Annotated in this window: 15 protein-coding genes; 8 read left to right on the top strand and 7 right to left on the bottom strand. The window is 67.9% G+C overall.

The features are described from left to right. Positions 1-38 precede the first annotated feature (38 nt). From HV786_RS25225 to HV786_RS25215, 3 genes are all read left to right on the top strand, one after another. A complete protein-coding gene (locus tag HV786_RS25225; RefSeq protein WP_128829457.1) occupies positions 39-860 on the top strand; it encodes a glucose 1-dehydrogenase in 822 nt (273 codons plus the stop codon). An 8-nt stretch (positions 861-868) separates the two neighbouring features. Beyond that, positions 869-2689, top strand: a complete 1821-nt coding sequence (locus tag HV786_RS25220) for a glycoside hydrolase family 15 protein (protein ID WP_128829456.1) — start codon at positions 869-871, stop codon at positions 2687-2689. A 114-nt stretch (positions 2690-2803) separates the two neighbouring features. Then, positions 2804-3931, top strand: a complete 1128-nt coding sequence (locus HV786_RS25215) for an acyl-CoA dehydrogenase family protein (RefSeq protein ID WP_128829455.1) — start codon at positions 2804-2806, stop codon at positions 3929-3931. A gap of 26 nt (positions 3932-3957) precedes the next feature. Here the strand turns inward: HV786_RS25215 and HV786_RS25210 are convergent, their stop codons facing one another. After that, a complete protein-coding gene (locus tag HV786_RS25210) occupies positions 3958-4350 on the bottom strand; it encodes a DUF2784 domain-containing protein (protein WP_128829454.1) in 393 nt (130 codons plus the stop codon). A 72-nt stretch (positions 4351-4422) separates the two neighbouring features. Here HV786_RS25210 and HV786_RS25205 point away from each other — a divergent pair, with 72 nt between their 5' ends. Further along, positions 4423-4803 carry a nuclear transport factor 2 family protein gene (locus HV786_RS25205; RefSeq protein ID WP_128829453.1) on the top strand — a complete coding sequence of 127 codons (381 nt, stop codon included), beginning with the start codon at positions 4423-4425 and terminating at the stop codon, positions 4801-4803. Positions 4804-4828: 25 nt separating this feature from the next. Here the strand turns inward: HV786_RS25205 and HV786_RS25200 are convergent, their stop codons facing one another. From HV786_RS25200 to HV786_RS25185, 4 genes are all read right to left on the bottom strand, one after another. Continuing rightward, positions 4829-5404: a restriction endonuclease gene (locus HV786_RS25200; RefSeq protein WP_128829452.1), complete on the bottom strand. Its 576-nt coding sequence runs from the start codon at positions 5402-5404 to the stop codon at positions 4829-4831. Between the two features lie 33 nt (positions 5405-5437). Further along, on the bottom strand, positions 5438-5695 hold the full coding sequence (locus tag HV786_RS25195) for an RNA-binding S4 domain-containing protein (RefSeq protein WP_175211992.1): 258 nt from the start codon (positions 5693-5695) through the stop codon (positions 5438-5440). A gap of 23 nt (positions 5696-5718) precedes the next feature. Continuing rightward, entirely contained in the window at positions 5719-6438 is a 720-nt protein-coding gene (locus HV786_RS25190; RefSeq protein ID WP_175211991.1) for a DUF502 domain-containing protein, read from the bottom strand. A 148-nt stretch (positions 6439-6586) separates the two neighbouring features. Beyond that, positions 6587-7054: a winged helix-turn-helix transcriptional regulator gene (locus HV786_RS25185; RefSeq protein ID WP_128829451.1), complete on the bottom strand. Its 468-nt coding sequence runs from the start codon at positions 7052-7054 to the stop codon at positions 6587-6589. Positions 7055-7189: 135 nt separating this feature from the next. Between HV786_RS25185 and HV786_RS25180 the strand changes: the two genes are divergently transcribed. The 4 genes from HV786_RS25180 (at position 7190) to HV786_RS25165 (ending at position 13768) form a co-directional block, all read left to right on the top strand. Beyond that, complete coding sequence (locus HV786_RS25180; protein WP_128829450.1) at positions 7190-8491, top strand: D-amino acid dehydrogenase; 1302 nt, start codon at positions 7190-7192, stop codon at positions 8489-8491. A 130-nt stretch (positions 8492-8621) separates the two neighbouring features. Further along, complete coding sequence (locus HV786_RS25175) at positions 8622-9767, top strand: metallophosphoesterase family protein (protein WP_128829449.1); 1146 nt, start codon at positions 8622-8624, stop codon at positions 9765-9767. After that, entirely contained in the window at positions 9764-12421 is a 2658-nt protein-coding gene (locus HV786_RS25170; RefSeq protein ID WP_175211990.1) for an AAA family ATPase, read from the top strand. The genes HV786_RS25175 and HV786_RS25170 overlap by 4 nt, the downstream gene beginning before the upstream one ends. Before the next feature lie 462 nt (positions 12422-12883). Further along, positions 12884-13768: a DMT family transporter gene (locus tag HV786_RS25165; protein ID WP_128829951.1), complete on the top strand. Its 885-nt coding sequence runs from the start codon at positions 12884-12886 to the stop codon at positions 13766-13768. A 27-nt stretch (positions 13769-13795) separates the two neighbouring features. On the opposite strand, the gene HV786_RS25160 is transcribed toward HV786_RS25165, so the two are convergent. Together HV786_RS25160 and HV786_RS25155 are read right to left on the bottom strand one after the other, a co-directional pair. Beyond that, a complete protein-coding gene (locus HV786_RS25160) occupies positions 13796-14764 on the bottom strand; it encodes a hypothetical protein (RefSeq protein ID WP_254599516.1) in 969 nt (322 codons plus the stop codon). A 413-nt stretch (positions 14765-15177) separates the two neighbouring features. Then, positions 15178-16164 (bottom strand): Bug family tripartite tricarboxylate transporter substrate binding protein, encoded by a 987-nt coding sequence (locus HV786_RS25155; protein ID WP_063955899.1) that lies wholly within the window; start codon positions 16162-16164, stop codon positions 15178-15180. Between the last annotated feature and the right edge of the window lie 202 nt (positions 16165-16366).

Here is a 16366-nt window from a genome sequence, read left to right as displayed (position 1 = left end):
CCGGCGGCCGGCCCATGCCGACCGCCAAGGAGACTGGCATGCAGCACACGACTGACCTGGACGGCCGCGTGGCCGTGGTGACGGGCGCGTCTTCCGGTATCGGGCGCGCCGTGGCAATCGGCCTGGCGCAAGCGGGTGCGCGGGTGGTGGTGAACCACCGGGCTGGTGGCGATTCGCAGGCCCGCGGCGCGGCGGTGGTGGAATCGATCCAGCGCAGCGGCGGCACGGCGGTGGCGGCGGCCGCCGACATCAGCCGCGAAGCCGACGTCGATCATCTGTTCGAGCAGGCCGTGCAGCATTTCGGCCGGGTGGATATCCTGGTCAACAACGCGGGCGTCGAGCACCCGTCGCCCATCGCCGACATGACGCTCGCGGACTGGCAGCGGGTGATCGACGTCAATCTGACCGGGCACTTCCTCTGCGCCCGGGCGGCGGCCCGGGCCTTCAAGTCGCAGGCCCCGGATCCCGCCCGCCAAAAGCGCTCTGTGGGCAACATCCTGTTCATCAGTTCGGTCCACGAAGTGATCCCGTGGGCGTTTCAGGTGAACTACGCGGCCTCCAAGGGCGGCATTTCGCTGCTGATGAAATCGCTGGCCCAGGAACTGGCGCCGGATCGGATCCGGGTCAACTCCATTGCGCCCGGCGCCATTCGCACCGCGATCAACCAGCCGGCGTGGGACACGCCGCAGGCGCTGGCCAAGCTGCTGGAACTCATCCCCTACGGCCGGATCGGCGAGCCCGAGGACATTGCACAGGCCGCCGTGTGGCTGGCGGGCGATGCGTCGGATTACGTCACCGGCACCACGCTCTTCGTGGATGGCGGCATGACGCTGTATCCCGAATTCCGCGGCGCGGGTTGAGGAACGGCATGTCCAAACCGCTCGAGGATTACGGCCTCATCGGCAACATGCTGTCCGCGGCGCTGGTCGCGCGGGACGGCTCGATCGACTGGTTGTGCCTGCCGCACTTCGATTCGCCCGCGTGCTTTGCCGCGTTGCTGGGCGACCAGAGCCATGGGCGCTGGCTCATTGCGCCGCACGGCAAGGTCCGCGCGACGTCGCGCCGCTACGTGCCCGACACCGCGGTGCTGGAAACCCGTTTCGAGACCCGCACGGGGTCCGTGCTGGTGCAAGACTTCATGCCGCTCAGCGACGACGACGAGCGGGTGGATGTCGTGCGCATCGTGCGCGGCGAGTCCGGCCACGTGCAGATGGACATGGAGCTGATCCTGCGCTTTAACTACGGCCAGAGCGTGCCGTGGGTGCGGCGGCGCGATTACGGGCTCAACGCCATCGCCGGGCCGGACGCGGTCGAGCTGCACACGCCCATCGAGCTGGAAGGCCACGACATGAAGACGACCGCGCGCTTTGCGGTGCATCCCGGGCGCGTCGTGCCGTTCACCCTGTCGTATCACCGCTCGCACCGCACGCCCCGGTTCGTGCCCGACCGGGTCGAAAGCATGGACCGCACCGTCTCGTGGTGGCAGGAGTGGTCCAAGCGCTGCCATTGGGACGGACCGGGCGACGGCACCCGCGACGCGGTGGTGCGCTCGCTGATCACGCTGAAGTTGCTGACGTTCCAGCCCACCGGCGGGATCATCGCCGCGCCGACCACCTCGCTGCCCGAACAGCTGGGCGGCGGCCGCAATTGGGATTACCGGCATTGCTGGCTGCGCGACTCGGCGCTGACGCTGTACGCCTTGCTCAACGCCGGGTATCGCGAGGAAGCCGAGGCATGGCGGCAATGGCTGCTGCGCGCGGTGGCCGGGCACCCCGACCAGTTGCAGATCATGTACGGCATCGCCGGAGACCGCTGGCTGCCGGAGCTGGAAATCCCCTGGCTGCCCGGCTACGAGGGCAGCCGGCCCGTACGCCGGGGCAATGGTGCGGCCGGGCAGAGTCAGCTCGACATCTATGGTGAGCTCATCGACACCTTGTATGCGGCCCGCGTTGCCGACCTGGCGCCGCTGGCCGAGGCCTGGCGCCTGCAGAACGTGCTGCTCAAGCCGCTGGAGCAGCGTTGGCGCGAACTGGACCACGGCATCTGGGAGGTGCGGGGCGAACGCCGCGCCTTCACGCATTCGCGGGTGATGTGCTGGGTGGCGTTCGACCGGGCGGTCAAGGCCTGCGAGCGCTGGGGATTGAAGGGGCCGGTGGATGTCTGGCGCCGGATTCGCGAACGCATCCACAAGGACATCTGCGAGAACGGTTACGACCGCACGCGCGGCTGCTTCGTGCAGAGCTACGGCTCGCGAGCGCTGGACGCCAGCCTGCTGCTGATCCCGCAGGTGGGCTTTCTGCCGCCCAACGACCCGCGCGTGACGGGCACTGTGCACGCGATCGAGCGTGAGCTCATGCACGGCGGGCTGGTGCGCCGATACGCCGTCCAGGACACCGACGATGGCCTGGAAGGCGAGGAGGGCGTGTTCCTGGCCTGCAGCTTCTGGCTGGCGGATGCCTACGTGATGCAAGGGCGGCTGGGCGATGCGCAGCGGCTTTTCGACCGCCTGCTGTCGCTGCGCAACGACCTGGGGCTGCTGTCCGAGGAATACGACGTGGTGCGGCGCCGGCTGGTGGGCAATTTTCCGCAGGGGTTCTCGCACATCGGGCTGGTGAACACGGCCTACAACCTGAGCCGCGCGATGGGGCCGGCGCAGCAGCGCGCGGAACAGGATGCGCCCCGGGCCTAGCCTGCGCCGGTGTATTCTCGCAATCACGCGGCGCGTTCCGTCATGCGCCGCGCGTGCACACCACAAGAATCGCGCGCCGCGGCTTGCCCGCCGGCTGCCGCAGGAGAGACAAGCATGCTTTTGACCGACGAACAGCAAAGCGTCCAGGAGATGGCGCGCCGGTTTGCCCAGGAGCGCCTGGCGCCCAACGCCGAGCGTTGGGATCGCGAGCATCACTATCCCGCCGATGCCATCGCCGAGATGGCGCAACTGGGATTTTTCGGCATGCTGGTGCCGGAAGCGTGGGATGGCAACGACAGCGGCTACATCGCGTACGCGGTGGCGCTGGAGGAAATCGCCGCGGGCAGCGGCGCCTGCTCCACCATCATGAGCGTGCACAACTCGGTCGGCTGCATGCCCATTCTGAAGTTCGGCAACGACGAACAGAAGGCGCAGTTCCTGCGTCCGCTGGCGCGCGGCGAACACATCGGCGCGTTCGCGCTGACCGAGCCGCAGGCCGGGTCCGACGCCAGCAGCCTGCATACCCGCGCGCGGCGCGACGGCGGCGACTACATCCTGAATGGCGCCAAGCAGTTCATCACGTCGGGCCGCAACGGGCAGACCGTCATCGTGTTCGCGGTCACCGACCCGGACGCGGGCAAGCGCGGCATCTCCGCGTTCATCGTGCCCACCAGCACGCCCGGCTACAAAGTGCTGCGGGTGGAAGACAAGCTCGGGCAGCACGCGTCCGACACCTGCCAGATTGCCTTTGAGGACATGCGCATTCCGGCCGCCTGGCGGCTGGGCGAGGAAGGCGAGGGCTACAAGATCGCCCTGTCCAATCTGGAGGGCGGCCGCATCGGCATCGCGGCGCAATCGGTCGGCATGGCGCGCGCCGCCTTCGAATGCGCGCGCGACTACGCCCGCGACCGCCAGGCCTTCGGCAAACCGATCATCGAACACCAGGCCGTGTCGTTCCGGCTGGCGGACATGGCGACCCAGATCCACGCCGCGCGCCAGATGGTGCTGCACGCCGCGGCCTTGCGCGAAGCGGGCCGGCCGGCGCTGACCGAGGCCTCCATGGCCAAGCTGTTTGCGTCCGAGATGGCCGAGAAGGTCTGCTCGGCGGCGATCCAGACGCTGGGCGGCTATGGCTACCTGAAGGATTTTCCCGTCGAGCGCATCTATCGCGACGTGCGCGTCTGCCAGATCTACGAAGGCACCAGCGACATCCAGCGCCTGGTGATCGCGCGTAGCCTGTAGCGCAACGGGAAGCGCCGCGGCGCCCCTTATCTGCAGGCCGCCGCGGCCTCACGCCGCGCACCTGCCCGGCGCCGCGCCCACACGGTGTAGATGACAAGGTTGCCCACGATGAGCAGCGCCGCCAGCAGCATCTGCGTGGTCCGGGTGATGCCTTCAGGGTAGATGATGCCCAGGATGTAGTGTTCGATGAAGCCGCCCGCGTAGCCCTCCTGGCCGGCCCGTTCGCGCAGCGACACCTCCAGCGGCGTCAGCGGGCAGATCCAGCCCATGCCGATCACCAGCGCGCCCCAGGCCAGCGCTGGCAGATGCCAGAACGCCATGCGCGGTTTCCACAACGTCAGAAGGCCGCCAAAGACCACGAACGCGACGAACAGTCCGTGGATGAGCAGCACGAGGTCGGCAAGCAGGCGATAGGTCATCTTGAAAAATCGTAGGTATAGTTCGGGCCGAAAATCGTGTTTTCACCCCAAGATACTCCCGGAACCCACGCCATGCACGCTTCGATCACCGCCGCAATCCAGGCCGCCGAGGAACGGCTGCGCCAGGCCATGCTGTCCTCGGACATTGCCGCGCTCGAGGCGCTGCTGGATCCGGAGCTGCTGTTCGTCAATCACATGGGCTGGACGGTCACGCGCAAGGACGACCTGGACGCGCACCGCGGCGGACTACTCAAGATTCACGCGTTGGATCTGTCCGAGCAGTGCATCCTGCCGCGAAGCGATTACGCGGTGGTGTCGGTGCTGGCTCGCATCTCGGGCAGCTACAACGGGATCCCGGCCAACGGCACGTTTCGCTTCATGCGGACCTGGGCGCCCGATTTGGCATCGGGCGCGTGGCGCGTCGTGGCGGCCACGTCGGTAATGGTGGTGTAGGCCGCGCCGGGCGGCATTCGGGTTTTCAGGCTTTCAGGTCGCGCAGCAGCTTGGACAGTTCCGGCGCCGTCATCAGGGAGACGCCCTGCGCCTTCGCGTATTGCAGCGCGTTGTCGGATACGTCGCCCAGCGCGATGTAGATGGCTTCGCGCGCGCCGCGCTTTTCGCGCACGGCCTGCAGTTCGCGCAGCGGCTCCACGCCGTTCCTGGCGGCCTTCCAGCGTTTGGCGCTGACGATCGCCACGTGGCCGTCCTTGGTCAGCGCGAAATCGGCGCCGGGCGTTTGCAGGCGCTCGACCTCGCAGCCGTCGCGCCGGAACCCAGCTTCAACGGTCCTTGAAAAGTCGGCCCACGACATCGCGGCAACCGCTTCGGTGACCGCCTGCACACGCGCGCCGGACGGGGCGCGCAGTTGCTTGTAGGCCGCCATCAGGGAAATCACGGCGAACGGCACCGCGGCAAAGACGCCCATCGCGGCATACTCCAGCGGCAGCGCGGCAAAGCCGCCGGCGCTGAGCAGCACGGCCACGCCGGCGCTCATCCACCACGGCGAGCGCAGCAGCACGGCAAAAATGGAGTTCTGGGACATCTTCAGTTTCATGAGGGCTCGCGGCGAATGGGTGTCAACAGGAAATCAGGCGCTGTCGTCGGCGTCGTCATGCTGGCCGGCATAGGCGCGGACCACGATGCGCACGCCGCCGCAGGTCACGATCTGGCCATCGCGGATCTTGGCCGTCTTGCGTGTTTCGATCACGCCGCCGACGCTGACCTGGCCGTCCGCCACCAGCATCTTGCCGGCGCCGCCGCTGTCGCACAGGCCGGTCGCCTTCAGCAGCTGGTTGATCTCGATATAGGGGCTGCCTTCGGCGAGCGTGAATTCGATGATGGACATGATGGGGTTTCGAAGCGGCGGGGTCAGGCCGGGCCGTTGCCGGGGTTGCCGGGATTGGCCGGGGCGGCGGGGTTGGCTGCCGAAGTGGCGGCCGGGGCAGCGCCCGGGGCCTGCGCGGGCGCCTGCGGGCCGGCGGGAGGCACGGGGCGGTTGTTGCCGGTTTCGGCGCGCGCCATCCAGGCGATCAGCGACGAGCGCATGGCTTCCTCGACGGACATCTGGATGGGCTGCACCCATTCCTGCGGCACGAAGACGGTGTAGCCCCCGATCATGTAGCCCATCGGCAGGTAGACCGCGACGCGGTCGCCCTGCGTGAACCCTTCGGGCAGGCCGTCCGTGCCGCGGCGGGTCACCAGGCCCACCAACTCCAGTTGCTGGCCCGGGATGCGCAGGACGACGACCTGCTGGGCGGTGTTTTTGGAACTGGGCGAAAAGTAGTCGGCAAAGCTCTTGAGCGACGAATAGATGCTCTTGACCACCGGCAGGTTGGTGAACGGCATCTCGACCAGCGTCAAAACGCGCTGCACGCGCTGCTTGGACACGAGATAGCCGATGGCCAGGATGCCCAGGATCCCCAGCGCCAGCCCCATGCCCGGCACGTAGAAGCCGCCGATGAAGGGACGCAGGAAGGTCAGCGCCACGCCTTCCGTCCAGGCCAGAAAGAGATACAGCAGGTAGATCGTCAGCGCCAGCGGCAGGACGGTGATCAGGCCGCGAAAGAAGTATTTATAAAGACGGGTCATAGGCAAGAGCAAAAAAAGGGGGCGGACGAACGCATTGGTTCGCCGGGAGGGCCGCAGCATAGCAGCCGCCAACGGTTTTTTCGGTAACAACCCGGCGGCCGCAGGTGGCCGGGGCAGGGCGCATCCCATCTTTTAGTGTGAACAGGCCCTAGCGGTCCACCGGCAGAAAGAGCGTCTCCTTGATCTCCTCCATCACGATGTAGCTGTGCGATTCGGCGGAGGCGGGCAGACGCTTGAGGATTTCGCCCAAAAGACGGCGGTACTCGTTCATTTCGGTCAGGCGGGCCTTGACCAGATAGTCGAAGTCGCCCGACACCAGGTGGCACTCCATGACTTCCGGTACGTACAGCAGCTCTTGCTTGACCTTGTCGAAGACGTCGCCCGACTTGGCCGACAGCTTGATCTCCAGGAAGACGAGCAGGTTCTTGCCTAGCGCCGCCGGATTGACGCGCGCATGGTAACCCGTGATGACGCCCTCGCGCTCCATGCGCTTGACGCGGTCGGAGCAGGGGGTGGCCGACAGGCTGACGCGCTCTGCCAATTCGGTGACCGAAATCCGGCCTTCGCGCTGCAGGATATCGAGGATTTTGAGGTCTATTCGGTCGAGGTCGCGCATTTCACTTTTGCGGGTCAAAAAAAGGGGGTGGCCCGAGAAAAAGCACTGGTAAAGCAAAATCTTCAGTGTTTTTCACTGTCGAAGGGGTCATAGACTACCGAAATTCCCAGGCAAAACCAACTATCGGAAAGAATCATGCATGTGATCGTCCTTGGCAGCGGCGTCATCGGCACCACCACTGCCTATTACCTGGCCCGGCAGGGCGCCAAAGTGACCGTGCTGGACCGCCAGCCCGCGGCTGCGCAGGAAACGAGCTACGCCAATGCCGGACAGGTCTCGCCCGGCTATTCCACCCCGTGGGCAGCGCCCGGCATTCCGCTCAAGGCGATCAAATGGCTGTTTCAAAAGCACGCGCCCTTGGCGATCCGCCTGGACGGCAGCCTGTATCAGCTGAAGTGGATGGCCGCCATGCTGGCCAACTGCTCGGCCGACCGCTATGCCGTCAACAAGGAACGCATGCTGCGCCTGTCCGAGTACAGCCGCGACTGCCTGCGCGAATTGCGCGCTTCCACCGGCATCCACTATGAAGAACGCGCCCGGGGCACGCTGCAGCTGTTTCGTACCGACGCCCAGATGGAGGCCGCGCGCCGCGACATCGCCGTGCTCGAAGAGGTGGGCGTCCCCTACGAACTCCTGGACCGCCACCGCCTCGTGACGGCCGAACCCGCGCTGGCCAATTCCGCCCACAAGCTTTCCGGCGGTCTGCGCCTGCCCAACGACGAAACCGGCGACTGCCAGCTCTTCACCCGCCGGCTGGCCGACATGGCGGCCGAGCTGGGCGTGGAATTCCGCTTTGGGCAAAGCGTCACGGGGCTGAACACGGCCGGCGGCCAGATCACCGGCGTGCGCGTGGGCAACGAGGTCCTGACGGCCGACCGCTACGTGGCGGCCTTCGGCAGCTACACCCGCGGTTTCCTGGAACCCCTGGGACTGGACCTGCCGGTGTATCCGGTCAAGGGCTATTCACTGACCATCCCCATGAAGGACGAGGCCGCCGCGCCGGTGTCGACCGTTCTGGACGAGACCTACAAGGTCGCCGTCACGCGCTTTGACCAGCGGATCCGCGTGGGCGGCATGGCGGAACTGTCCGGCTTTGACCTGCGCCTGAAGGACGCCCGCCGCAAGACGCTGGAACTGGTCGTCAACGACCTTTTCCCGGGCAGCGGTCACGTGGCCCAGGCCGAGTTCTGGACGGGCCTGCGTCCCATGACGCCGGACAGCACGCCGGTTGTCGGCGCCACGCGCTACGGCAACCTCTATCTGAACACGGGCCACGGCACCCTGGGTTGGACCATGGCTTGCGGTTCCGGCAAGCTGGTCGCCGACCTCGTCATGGGCCAGCGTCCCGCGATCAGCACCGACGGGCTTGGCCTGTCGCGCTACGACCGGCGCGCCGCTTCCCGTCAGCAACTGGTGCTGGACGGCAAGGGCGCCTGATCCGCCCACCGCGCCGCTGGCGGCGCACACCCCGACGGGCCGCTTCGATGCGGCCCGCGTCTTTTTGTGTGTGCTGAATTGAGCACGGCGAGGGCCAGGAAGGCCCGCCGCTTTATGCCAAAATCGCCGCATGACCCATTTCCTGCACACTGCCGATTGGCAGATCGGCCGTCAGTACGGCCAGTTTGAAACCGACGATGCCGCCATGCTGGCCGAGGCCCGCTTCGAGGTCGTGGCCCGCATCGCCACCCTGGCCGCCGAGCGCCGTGTGGACGCCGTGCTGGTCGCCGGAGACGTCTTCGACACGCAAGCGGTCTCGGATCGCACCATTCGCCGGCTTTTTACCGCCATGTCTGCCTACACAGGGCCGTGGGTCATGATCGCGGGCAACCACGATGCCGCGCTGGCCGACAGCGTCTGGAGCCGCGCCATGCAGCTGGGCTGCATTCCCGCCAACGTGCATGTCCCGCTTGTCACCAGCGTCGTGGATCTGCCGCAGGCCAACCTCGCCGTGCTTGCGGCCCCGCTCACGCAGCGCCATACCTACGACGACGTCACGCAGGCCTTCGACACGCTGGAAACGCCAGCCGGGCGCATCCGCGTGGGCCTGGCGCACGGCAGCGTTGCCGGCCGCCTGCCCGACACGATCGACGCCACCAACCCCATCGCGCCCGATCGCGCGGACCGCGCCAGTCTGGATTACCTGGCGCTGGGCGATTGGCACGGTTGCCTGTCCATCGACGCCCGTACCTGGTATGCCGGCACGCCCGAACAGGACCGTTTCAGGGGCAACGAGCCCGGCTACGTGCTTGACGTGCAGATCGGCGCGCCCGGCATGGCGCCCTTGGTTGAACGCATCGCCACGGGCCGGTACCGCTGGTCGGCCTGGACCGAAACGCTCAGCCTCTCGTCGGACGCGCAAGCGCTGGCCGAGCGCATGGCGGCGCTGCGCGCCGACGATGTGTTGCGCCTGGATGTGCAGGGCCACGTCAACCTTGAAACCTGGGACGCGCTGCAAAAGGCGGTAGGCGAAGCCGCCGCGCAGGTGCGGGCCTTGCTGCCGGATCTGTCGGGCGTGCGGCTCGAACCCGACGAGGCCGACCTGGCGCAATTGCGCGCCAGCGGCTATGTGGGCGAGGTCGCCGCGCAACTGCAGGCGCTGCAGGCAACACAGGCAACGCAGGCCGAAGACGACCAGTCCGCCGTCGCCAGCGAGGCCTTGCGCCTGCTGCTGCGCTTCCAGCGTGAAACCGCTGCGCCGGGAGCCGCCAAATGAAGATCTCCCGCATCGCCCTCGAAGAATTCCGCAAGTTCCGCCAGCCGTTGTCGCTGGACAATCTGCAAGACGGCCTGAACCTCTTTGTCGGCCCCAACGAGGCCGGCAAGAGCACGATTGCCGCCGCCATCCGTGCCGCGTTCCTTGAACGCTACAGCACCAGCAAGGTCGCCGACTTGGCGCCGCACGGCGAGTCGGGCGCGCGCCCCAGCGTGGAGCTGGCCTTCACGCACGCGGATCACGCCTATGTACTGAAAAAGCAGTTCCTGTCCAAGGCCCGCTGCGAACTCGTCGTCGACGACGGCGCGCAGCGGCTGGACGGCGAAGAGGCCGAAAACGCGCTGGCGGTCTTGCTGGGCTTTGAACTGCCCGGACGCGGCCAGAGCAAACCCGACCTGGCCGGCGTGCCGGGCCTGCTCTGGATACGCCAGGGCGACGGCCAGAACCTGCACGAAGCTGCGGGCTACGCCGGCTCGCATCTGCGCGATGCCTTGACGCAGCTCTCCGGCGAGCTGGCCTCCAGCGACGGCGATCGTCTGTTCGACCGCGTCTCGGCTGAGCGCGCCGCGTTGCTGGACGCGCGCAACGGCCGGCCCAAGGGCAGCTACAAGGAAGCCGAGGACGCGCTTGCGCGCGCCACGTCCGATCGCGATGCGTGCGCGCAGGCCATGGCGCAACTGAACGCCGACGTCGACCGCCTGGCCGAGTTGCGGCGGGATCATGAACGCGCGCAGGCCGAGCAGCCCTGGAAGGATTTCGAGACCAAGGCTGTGCAGGCCCGCGCACGGCTGGCCGCGCTGGCCAAGGAGCGTGAAGCCTTCGACGGGTTGCAACGCGAGCAGGCGCAGGCAGCGCAGACGCTTGCGCTGCTGCAGGACCAGGTCCGGCGCGATCAGCAGGACGAAGCCGACTACCAGTCGCTGCTGCGCGATGCGCGCGCCGCGCACGCCCATGTACAGGCAATGCAGGAGCCGCTGGTGCGCGCCCAGCAGCAGCGGCAGTCGCATGCGGCCGCCCTGGAGGCCGCGCGCCGTCGCGTGGCGCAGCTTCAGGCGCAAGCCGACCGCCGGGATCTGGACCGCCAGCTGGCGCAGCTCACGCCCGAGATCGAACGCCTGGACACCGCCCTGATCGCGGTCACCCACCTCATCGAACAAGGATCCGCGCTCAAGACCGAGACCGTGCGCCTGGAGATCTCCGACGCCGAAATCGAAGCCCTGCGCAAGGCCAGCCGCGAACTGGGCAATCTGCAATTGCAGCAACAGGCCGTGGCCACCCGCCTGCGCTATCGGCTCGATGCCGGCGCGCAAGCTTTGCTCGATGGCAAGGCGGTCAGCGGCTCGGGCGAGGTCCTGCTGACAGCCGCGGCCGAACTCGACCTGCCCGGCGTGGGCCGCCTGCAGATCGAACCCGGCGGGCAGGATCTGCCGGCCCTGCAGCGTGACCTGGCGCGCGCGGAGTCGGCATGTGCCGTGTTGCTCAAGCGGGTGGGCGTCGACACGCTGACTGACGCCGAGCAACGCCACGCCCGCTACACCGCGTTGCAGCGCGAGCTGGACGGCATGCGCAAAACCCTGAGCATTCACGCGCCGCGCGGCGTGGATGCGCTGCGCACGCAGCGCGACGAAGCGCTGGCGCGTCTGGCGCAGTTGCAGGAACGGCTGTCCAAGCTGCCGCCCGCACAGGATCTGGACGATGGCGCTCTGATCGGTACTGCCGGCGCAGACGATGATGGCCTGCCGGACGCCATTCAGGCGCTGCGCGAAGCCGAAGCCGTCGCGGCCCAGGCAGAAAAGGCGGTTGCCGATGCGCAGCGCGCGCTGGACGCCGACACGGCCCGCGCCCAGTTGCTGGAAGGGCAGGCGACTGCCCGGGGCGCCGAATTGCAGTCCGCTGAACGCGTGGCCCAACGGCAGGCGCGCGCCGGCCGGCTCGCTGAAGTGCGTAGCGCCCACGACCAGCTCGATGCGCGCGTGCGCGAGGCCCGTGCCGCGCTGGCCGAACACCGGCCCGAACTGGCCGAGCAGGACGTGCAGCGGTTCGAGAAATCCGCCGCCATTGAACGCGATGCGCAGCACAAGCGCCACGGCGACATCCTGCAGTTGCAGGGCAAGCTGGATCAGGCCGGGGCGCAGGGACTGGGCGAACGCCTGTCCGAAATGCAGGCGGCCTGCGAGCGCCTGCAACGGCGCCGCGACGAGTTCGCGCGGCGCGCCGCCGCGCTGGACCTGCTGCAAAAGCTGCTGGCCGACAAACGCGCCGCGGCCACGCAGCGCCTGCAGGCGCCGCTTGCCCGGCGGCTCAACCACTATCTGGCGCTGCTCTTTCCCGACGCCGCGCTGCGACTGGACGATGCGCTGTTGCCCACGGCGCTGCGCCGCGGCGACGGCGAGGATCTGCTGGAGGCGCTCAGCTTCGGCACGCGCGAGCAACTTGGCATCCTGGCGCGCTTTGCCTACGCGGATCTGCTGCGCGAGGCCGGCCGGCCCACGTTGCTGCTGCTGGACGATGCGCTGGTGCACACCGACGACGCGCGTCGCGACTTCATGAAGCGGGCGCTCTTTGACGCCGCCACCCGGCACCAGATCCTCATGTTCACCTGCCACGGCGAGGCATGGCGGGACATGGGCGTGGAGCAGCGCCGGATCGGATAGCGGCGGGGCGCGTTGGCGTTGATTCCAACGCCAACGCTTACGCCAAGACCCACGCCAACGCTTGACGCTTCGGGCCGCGGCCGGTAGGCTGCCCCGATGCCTGATCACACGCCTCTCGCCATGCTTGCCCGCGCCGTCCGCGCCGGTCTTGCCTGCGCACGCGTGCCGGCTTTCTTCTCTGCCGGTTCTCCCCCGGCAGTCTCTCCTGTCAAGAACGCGGCGCCGCCGCCGCCCGCCTCGCCGCCCAGCGGTGTCGTGTCGGGCGTGTGCCCGCCAGGGTTGGCTGTGCACGGCCCCGTGTCGGCCGTCGTCGGCTGACCTGCCGCTTTCCCTTCTCCCGCCTGACCCCTCGCGCCGCGCCGCAAGCCGCATGACGTCTGCCGTCTGAGCAGCGCGCGCCCGAGAGCGCGTGTCATCGCGCGCCGGGCTGGAGTCTGTTGCCATTCAGACAGGTGATTTCTCATGTCCATCAACCGAAGCGTGTGGACTGCCCGCGCGTCCACCACCTTGTTCGTGCTGCTGTGGAGCGGCGGCGCGATCTTCGCAAAATGGGGGCTGTCGCACGCCTCCGCCTTTGGATTCCTGTTGTGCCGCTTCCTGCTTGCGTTGGTGGCGCTGCTCCTGATCTGCGCACCCCGCCGGCGATGGCTGCCCCAGCGCGGCACGCGAATTCAGGTGGCCGCGACGGGCGCGCTGCTGATCGGCAGTTACTCCATCTGCTATTTGCTCGCGCTGGATCACGGCGTGACGCCGGGCGTGCTGGCCACGTTGCTTGGCGCGCAACCCATCCTGACGCTGGCGCTGACCGAGCGCCGCTATGCCCCGGCGCGTCTGGCAGGGCTTTGCCTGGCGCTGGCCGGGTTGGTGCTGGTGGTGTATCAAAGCATCGCGCTGACACGCTTGTCCGTGGCAGGCATCGCCTACGCCTGCGCCGCGCTGGCCAGCATGACGGGCGGCGCCTTGCTGCAAAAGCGCGTCCGGCAGGCGCCAATGGAGGTGATGCCATTGCAGTACGCGGTCAGCCTCGTGCTGTGCCTGCTGTTTGCGCCTTTCCAGCCGCTGCACGCCGATTGGAGCGTCGGCTTTATCGTGCCGCTGATCTGGATGGGCCTTGTGATCTCGGTGGGCGCCACGCTGCTTTTTTACCGCATGATCCAGGCGGGCAACCTCGTCAACGTGACCAGCCTGTTCTACCTGGTGCCGGTGGGCACGGCCGCGCTGGACTACCTGATCCTGGGCAATCGCCTGCCGGCGCTCAGCATGGCGGGCATGGCCGCGATCCTGGCGGGGCTGATGCTCGTCCTGCGCCATCCGGCGTCGGGGAACGATCAGGGGCAGCAGCGATAGCACCCTCGGCAGGCGCTGGCACGGCTTTCAGGCGCGCGGGCCGCCGCCCGGAACCGTGCCGTTTGCCGCGCCGACGTCCATCCAGCCGTTCCAAGGCGGTGCGGTGTCCGTCGCGGGCGCGTCAAGCGCGCCGTCCGGCCCCGCCCAATGACCGCTCACGAGCTGAGCAGGCCGCGTCTGCGCCACGACCCGCGCGCACAGGTCCCACGCGTCCAGCCGCACGCTCAGGCCGGCATAGACGCCGTGTCCCGGGCCGGCCTCGATGATGCCCGCCGCGTGCACGCCTTCACCCGCCCGGATGGCGCCTTCGGCGCGGATGTCCTCGCCGGCGATCAAGCCCCACCCGCAGGCAAGATGATCGCCGCACTGGATGGATCCGCCTGCCTGTATTCCGCAGGCAGCTTGGATTTCCTGATCCGCGCGGACGCTGCCGCCCGCCTTGATGCCTTGCCCGCATTTGATGGCGCCTTGCGCGCTGATGTCCTGGCCGGCGTGCAGGTGGCCGGTCACGGCCAGATCCTGGCCTGCGCAGATGTCCCACTTGGCGCGCAGGTTGCCGGCGCAGTCCAGGCGGGTGGCTGTCTCGATGCCCCAGTCGGCTGCCACGTCGCCGCCCGCCCGCAGGTTGCCTGCGCTGGCGATGTTGCCGCCGGCCGTGATGTTCTCGCCCGCGACGATCGATTCGCCCGCCCGGATGCCGCCGCCCGTGACAATGCTGCGGCCGGCGCGCACCACCGTATCCACGTTGATGCCCATTCGCACTTCCAGCGTCCCCGCGAACACGATGGCGTTCGCGTCCAGCGTGTCCAGGCGCAGCACGGCGTCGGTCGGGCCGAACTGATCCAGCAGCCAGCAGGCATCGCCGACGCGGCCGTCGGCGACGAGCGCGTCGAGCACGGCCTGGTAATCCCCCTGGCCGTTGTGGTCGCGAAGGAACCATTTGTAGCCGCCCGCGCAGGGGTTCTTGGCTTTGACGAATTTCTTGGTGAGTTGCATGGCGCTGAATCGAAGACGGTGCGTGGCCGCCGCGCCAGCTCTCGTGAAGGCGTGCGCAGGCGAAATGGGGACGGGCGCCCGCCACGCGGCAGTGCGCCCGCCGGCCGGTTTCAGGCTGCGGCGCGCGTGGATGTGCGCAGGCAGCCGGCAACGGGCCGGAGCAAGGAAATCAGAAAGGGGAAAGGCGGGCGATTAGCCGGGCTTGGACCGCGCGTAAGCGGAACGCGCGGCGACCTCCTGCGAACTCAACAGCGTTGAGCGCAGGGCGCAGAGGGCGCAGGTGACGCAGGGGAGGGAGGATATGTCGGATTGCACGGGGCAGATGCTACCACCCGGGCAATTGCCGTCAAGCGGCGCAGGATGCGAAAAAGGGCGCCAAGCGGCGTTGGCGCCCTTCATGTCGAACTGGGTTATCAGTTCGTCAGGACGATGTTGCGGTCCTTGGCGATGCGCTGGCGCAGTTCAAGTTCGCGCTTGATCTGCGCGGCGTATTCGGCCGGCGTGTTGCCGTCCACCAGCGAGCCGCCGTCGGCCAGGCGCTGGGCGATCTTCGGATCCTTCAGCGCCTTGACCGCCGCGGCGTGGACGCGGTCGATCACCGCTTGCGGCGTGCCGGCGGGCGCCACCAGGCCGTACCACGCCATGTTGTCCATGTCGGGCAGGCCGCCTTCGGCGAACGTCGGCACGTCGGGCAGGGCGGGCAGGCGCTTGGGTGCCGCCACGGCCAGCGCGCGCAGCTTGCCCGCCTGGATGTGCGGCATCGAGGAGGGCAGGTTGTCGAACTGCACATTGACCTGGCCGGCGATGACGTCGTTCAGCGCCGGGCCCGATCCGCGGTAGGGCACGTGGACCATGTCGGTCTTGGTCAGCGACTTGAACAGTTCGCCGTCCAGGTGGCTGATGCCGCCCGCGCCCGACGAGGCATAGCTGTACTTGCCGGGGTTGTTTTTCAGGAGGGTGATGAATTCAGCCAGCGTCTTGGCGGGCACGCTGGGGTTGACCGTCATGACGTTGGGCACGTTCACCATGTTGGTGATCGGCGCAAAGTCCTTGAGCGGGTTGTACGGGTTCTTGGGATTGGTGGCCGGATTGGTGGCCATGGTGCTCACCGTGGCCACGCCCAGCGTGTAGCCGTCGGGCGCGGAGCGCACCACGGCGTCGGCGCCGATGGAGCCGCCACCGCCGCCCCGGTTTTCAACGACCACGGGCTGGCCGAGCTCACGGCCCAGGCCTTCAGCCACCACGCGGGCCACGATATCGGTCGTGCCGCCCGCGGCGAACGGAACGATCAGCCGGATGGGTTTATTGGGGTAGGGATCGGCGGCCTGAGCGGCGGAGGTCAAGCAGACGCCGGCGATGGCAAGGGCCAGGGCGGCTTTGGCATGTGACAACACGTTCAAGAGTCTTCTCCATATTGTTGTTCCGAGCCGGCCGGCTTCTTGGACCGGCTTCGGTGAAGCGCGCATGCCGGGGGGTGCCGGCAAGCCCACGCCTCGTGGCCGCAATTCCACACAGGTATGTCCCCACGGTCAACTTGGGATTGTCCCTGTCATGATGAAAGGCAAAAATTTTCAGACGTTTTCCATTTCCGCGAAGATGGAT

Origin of the sequence: Achromobacter mucicolens (genome assembly GCF_902859725.1) — a bacterium.
Taxonomy (GTDB): Bacteria; Pseudomonadota; Gammaproteobacteria; order Burkholderiales; family Burkholderiaceae_B; genus Achromobacter; species Achromobacter mucicolens.
The sequence above is the reverse complement of the archived record's forward strand: the minus strand, read 5'-3'. Positions and strand labels throughout refer to the sequence as shown.

Coding starts and splice junctions, on each gene's coding strand:
- HV786_RS25175 (WP_128829449.1), top strand. CDS start 8,622: ATGACCCATTTCCTGCACACTGCCGATTGGCAGATCGGCCGTCAGTAC.
- HV786_RS25180 (WP_128829450.1), top strand. CDS start 7,190: ATGCATGTGATCGTCCTTGGCAGCGGCGTCATCGGCACCACCACTGCC.
- HV786_RS25220 (WP_128829456.1), top strand. CDS start 869: ATGTCCAAACCGCTCGAGGATTACGGCCTCATCGGCAACATGCTGTCC.
- HV786_RS25215 (WP_128829455.1), top strand. CDS start 2,804: ATGCTTTTGACCGACGAACAGCAAAGCGTCCAGGAGATGGCGCGCCGG.
- HV786_RS25200 (WP_128829452.1), bottom strand. CDS start 5,404: ATGAAACTGAAGATGTCCCAGAACTCCATTTTTGCCGTGCTGCTGCGC.
- HV786_RS25210 (WP_128829454.1), bottom strand. CDS start 4,350: ATGACCTATCGCCTGCTTGCCGACCTCGTGCTGCTCATCCACGGACTG.
- HV786_RS25185 (WP_128829451.1), bottom strand. CDS start 7,054: ATGCGCGACCTCGACCGAATAGACCTCAAAATCCTCGATATCCTGCAG.
- HV786_RS25165 (WP_128829951.1), top strand. CDS start 12,884: ATGTCCATCAACCGAAGCGTGTGGACTGCCCGCGCGTCCACCACCTTG.
- HV786_RS25195 (WP_175211992.1), bottom strand. CDS start 5,695: ATGTCCATCATCGAATTCACGCTCGCCGAAGGCAGCCCCTATATCGAG.
- HV786_RS25225 (WP_128829457.1), top strand. CDS start 39: ATGCAGCACACGACTGACCTGGACGGCCGCGTGGCCGTGGTGACGGGC.
- HV786_RS25160 (WP_254599516.1), bottom strand. CDS start 14,764: ATGCAACTCACCAAGAAATTCGTCAAAGCCAAGAACCCCTGCGCGGGC.
- HV786_RS25170 (WP_175211990.1), top strand. CDS start 9,764: ATGAAGATCTCCCGCATCGCCCTCGAAGAATTCCGCAAGTTCCGCCAG.
- HV786_RS25205 (WP_128829453.1), top strand. CDS start 4,423: ATGCACGCTTCGATCACCGCCGCAATCCAGGCCGCCGAGGAACGGCTG.
- HV786_RS25190 (WP_175211991.1), bottom strand. CDS start 6,438: ATGACCCGTCTTTATAAATACTTCTTTCGCGGCCTGATCACCGTCCTG.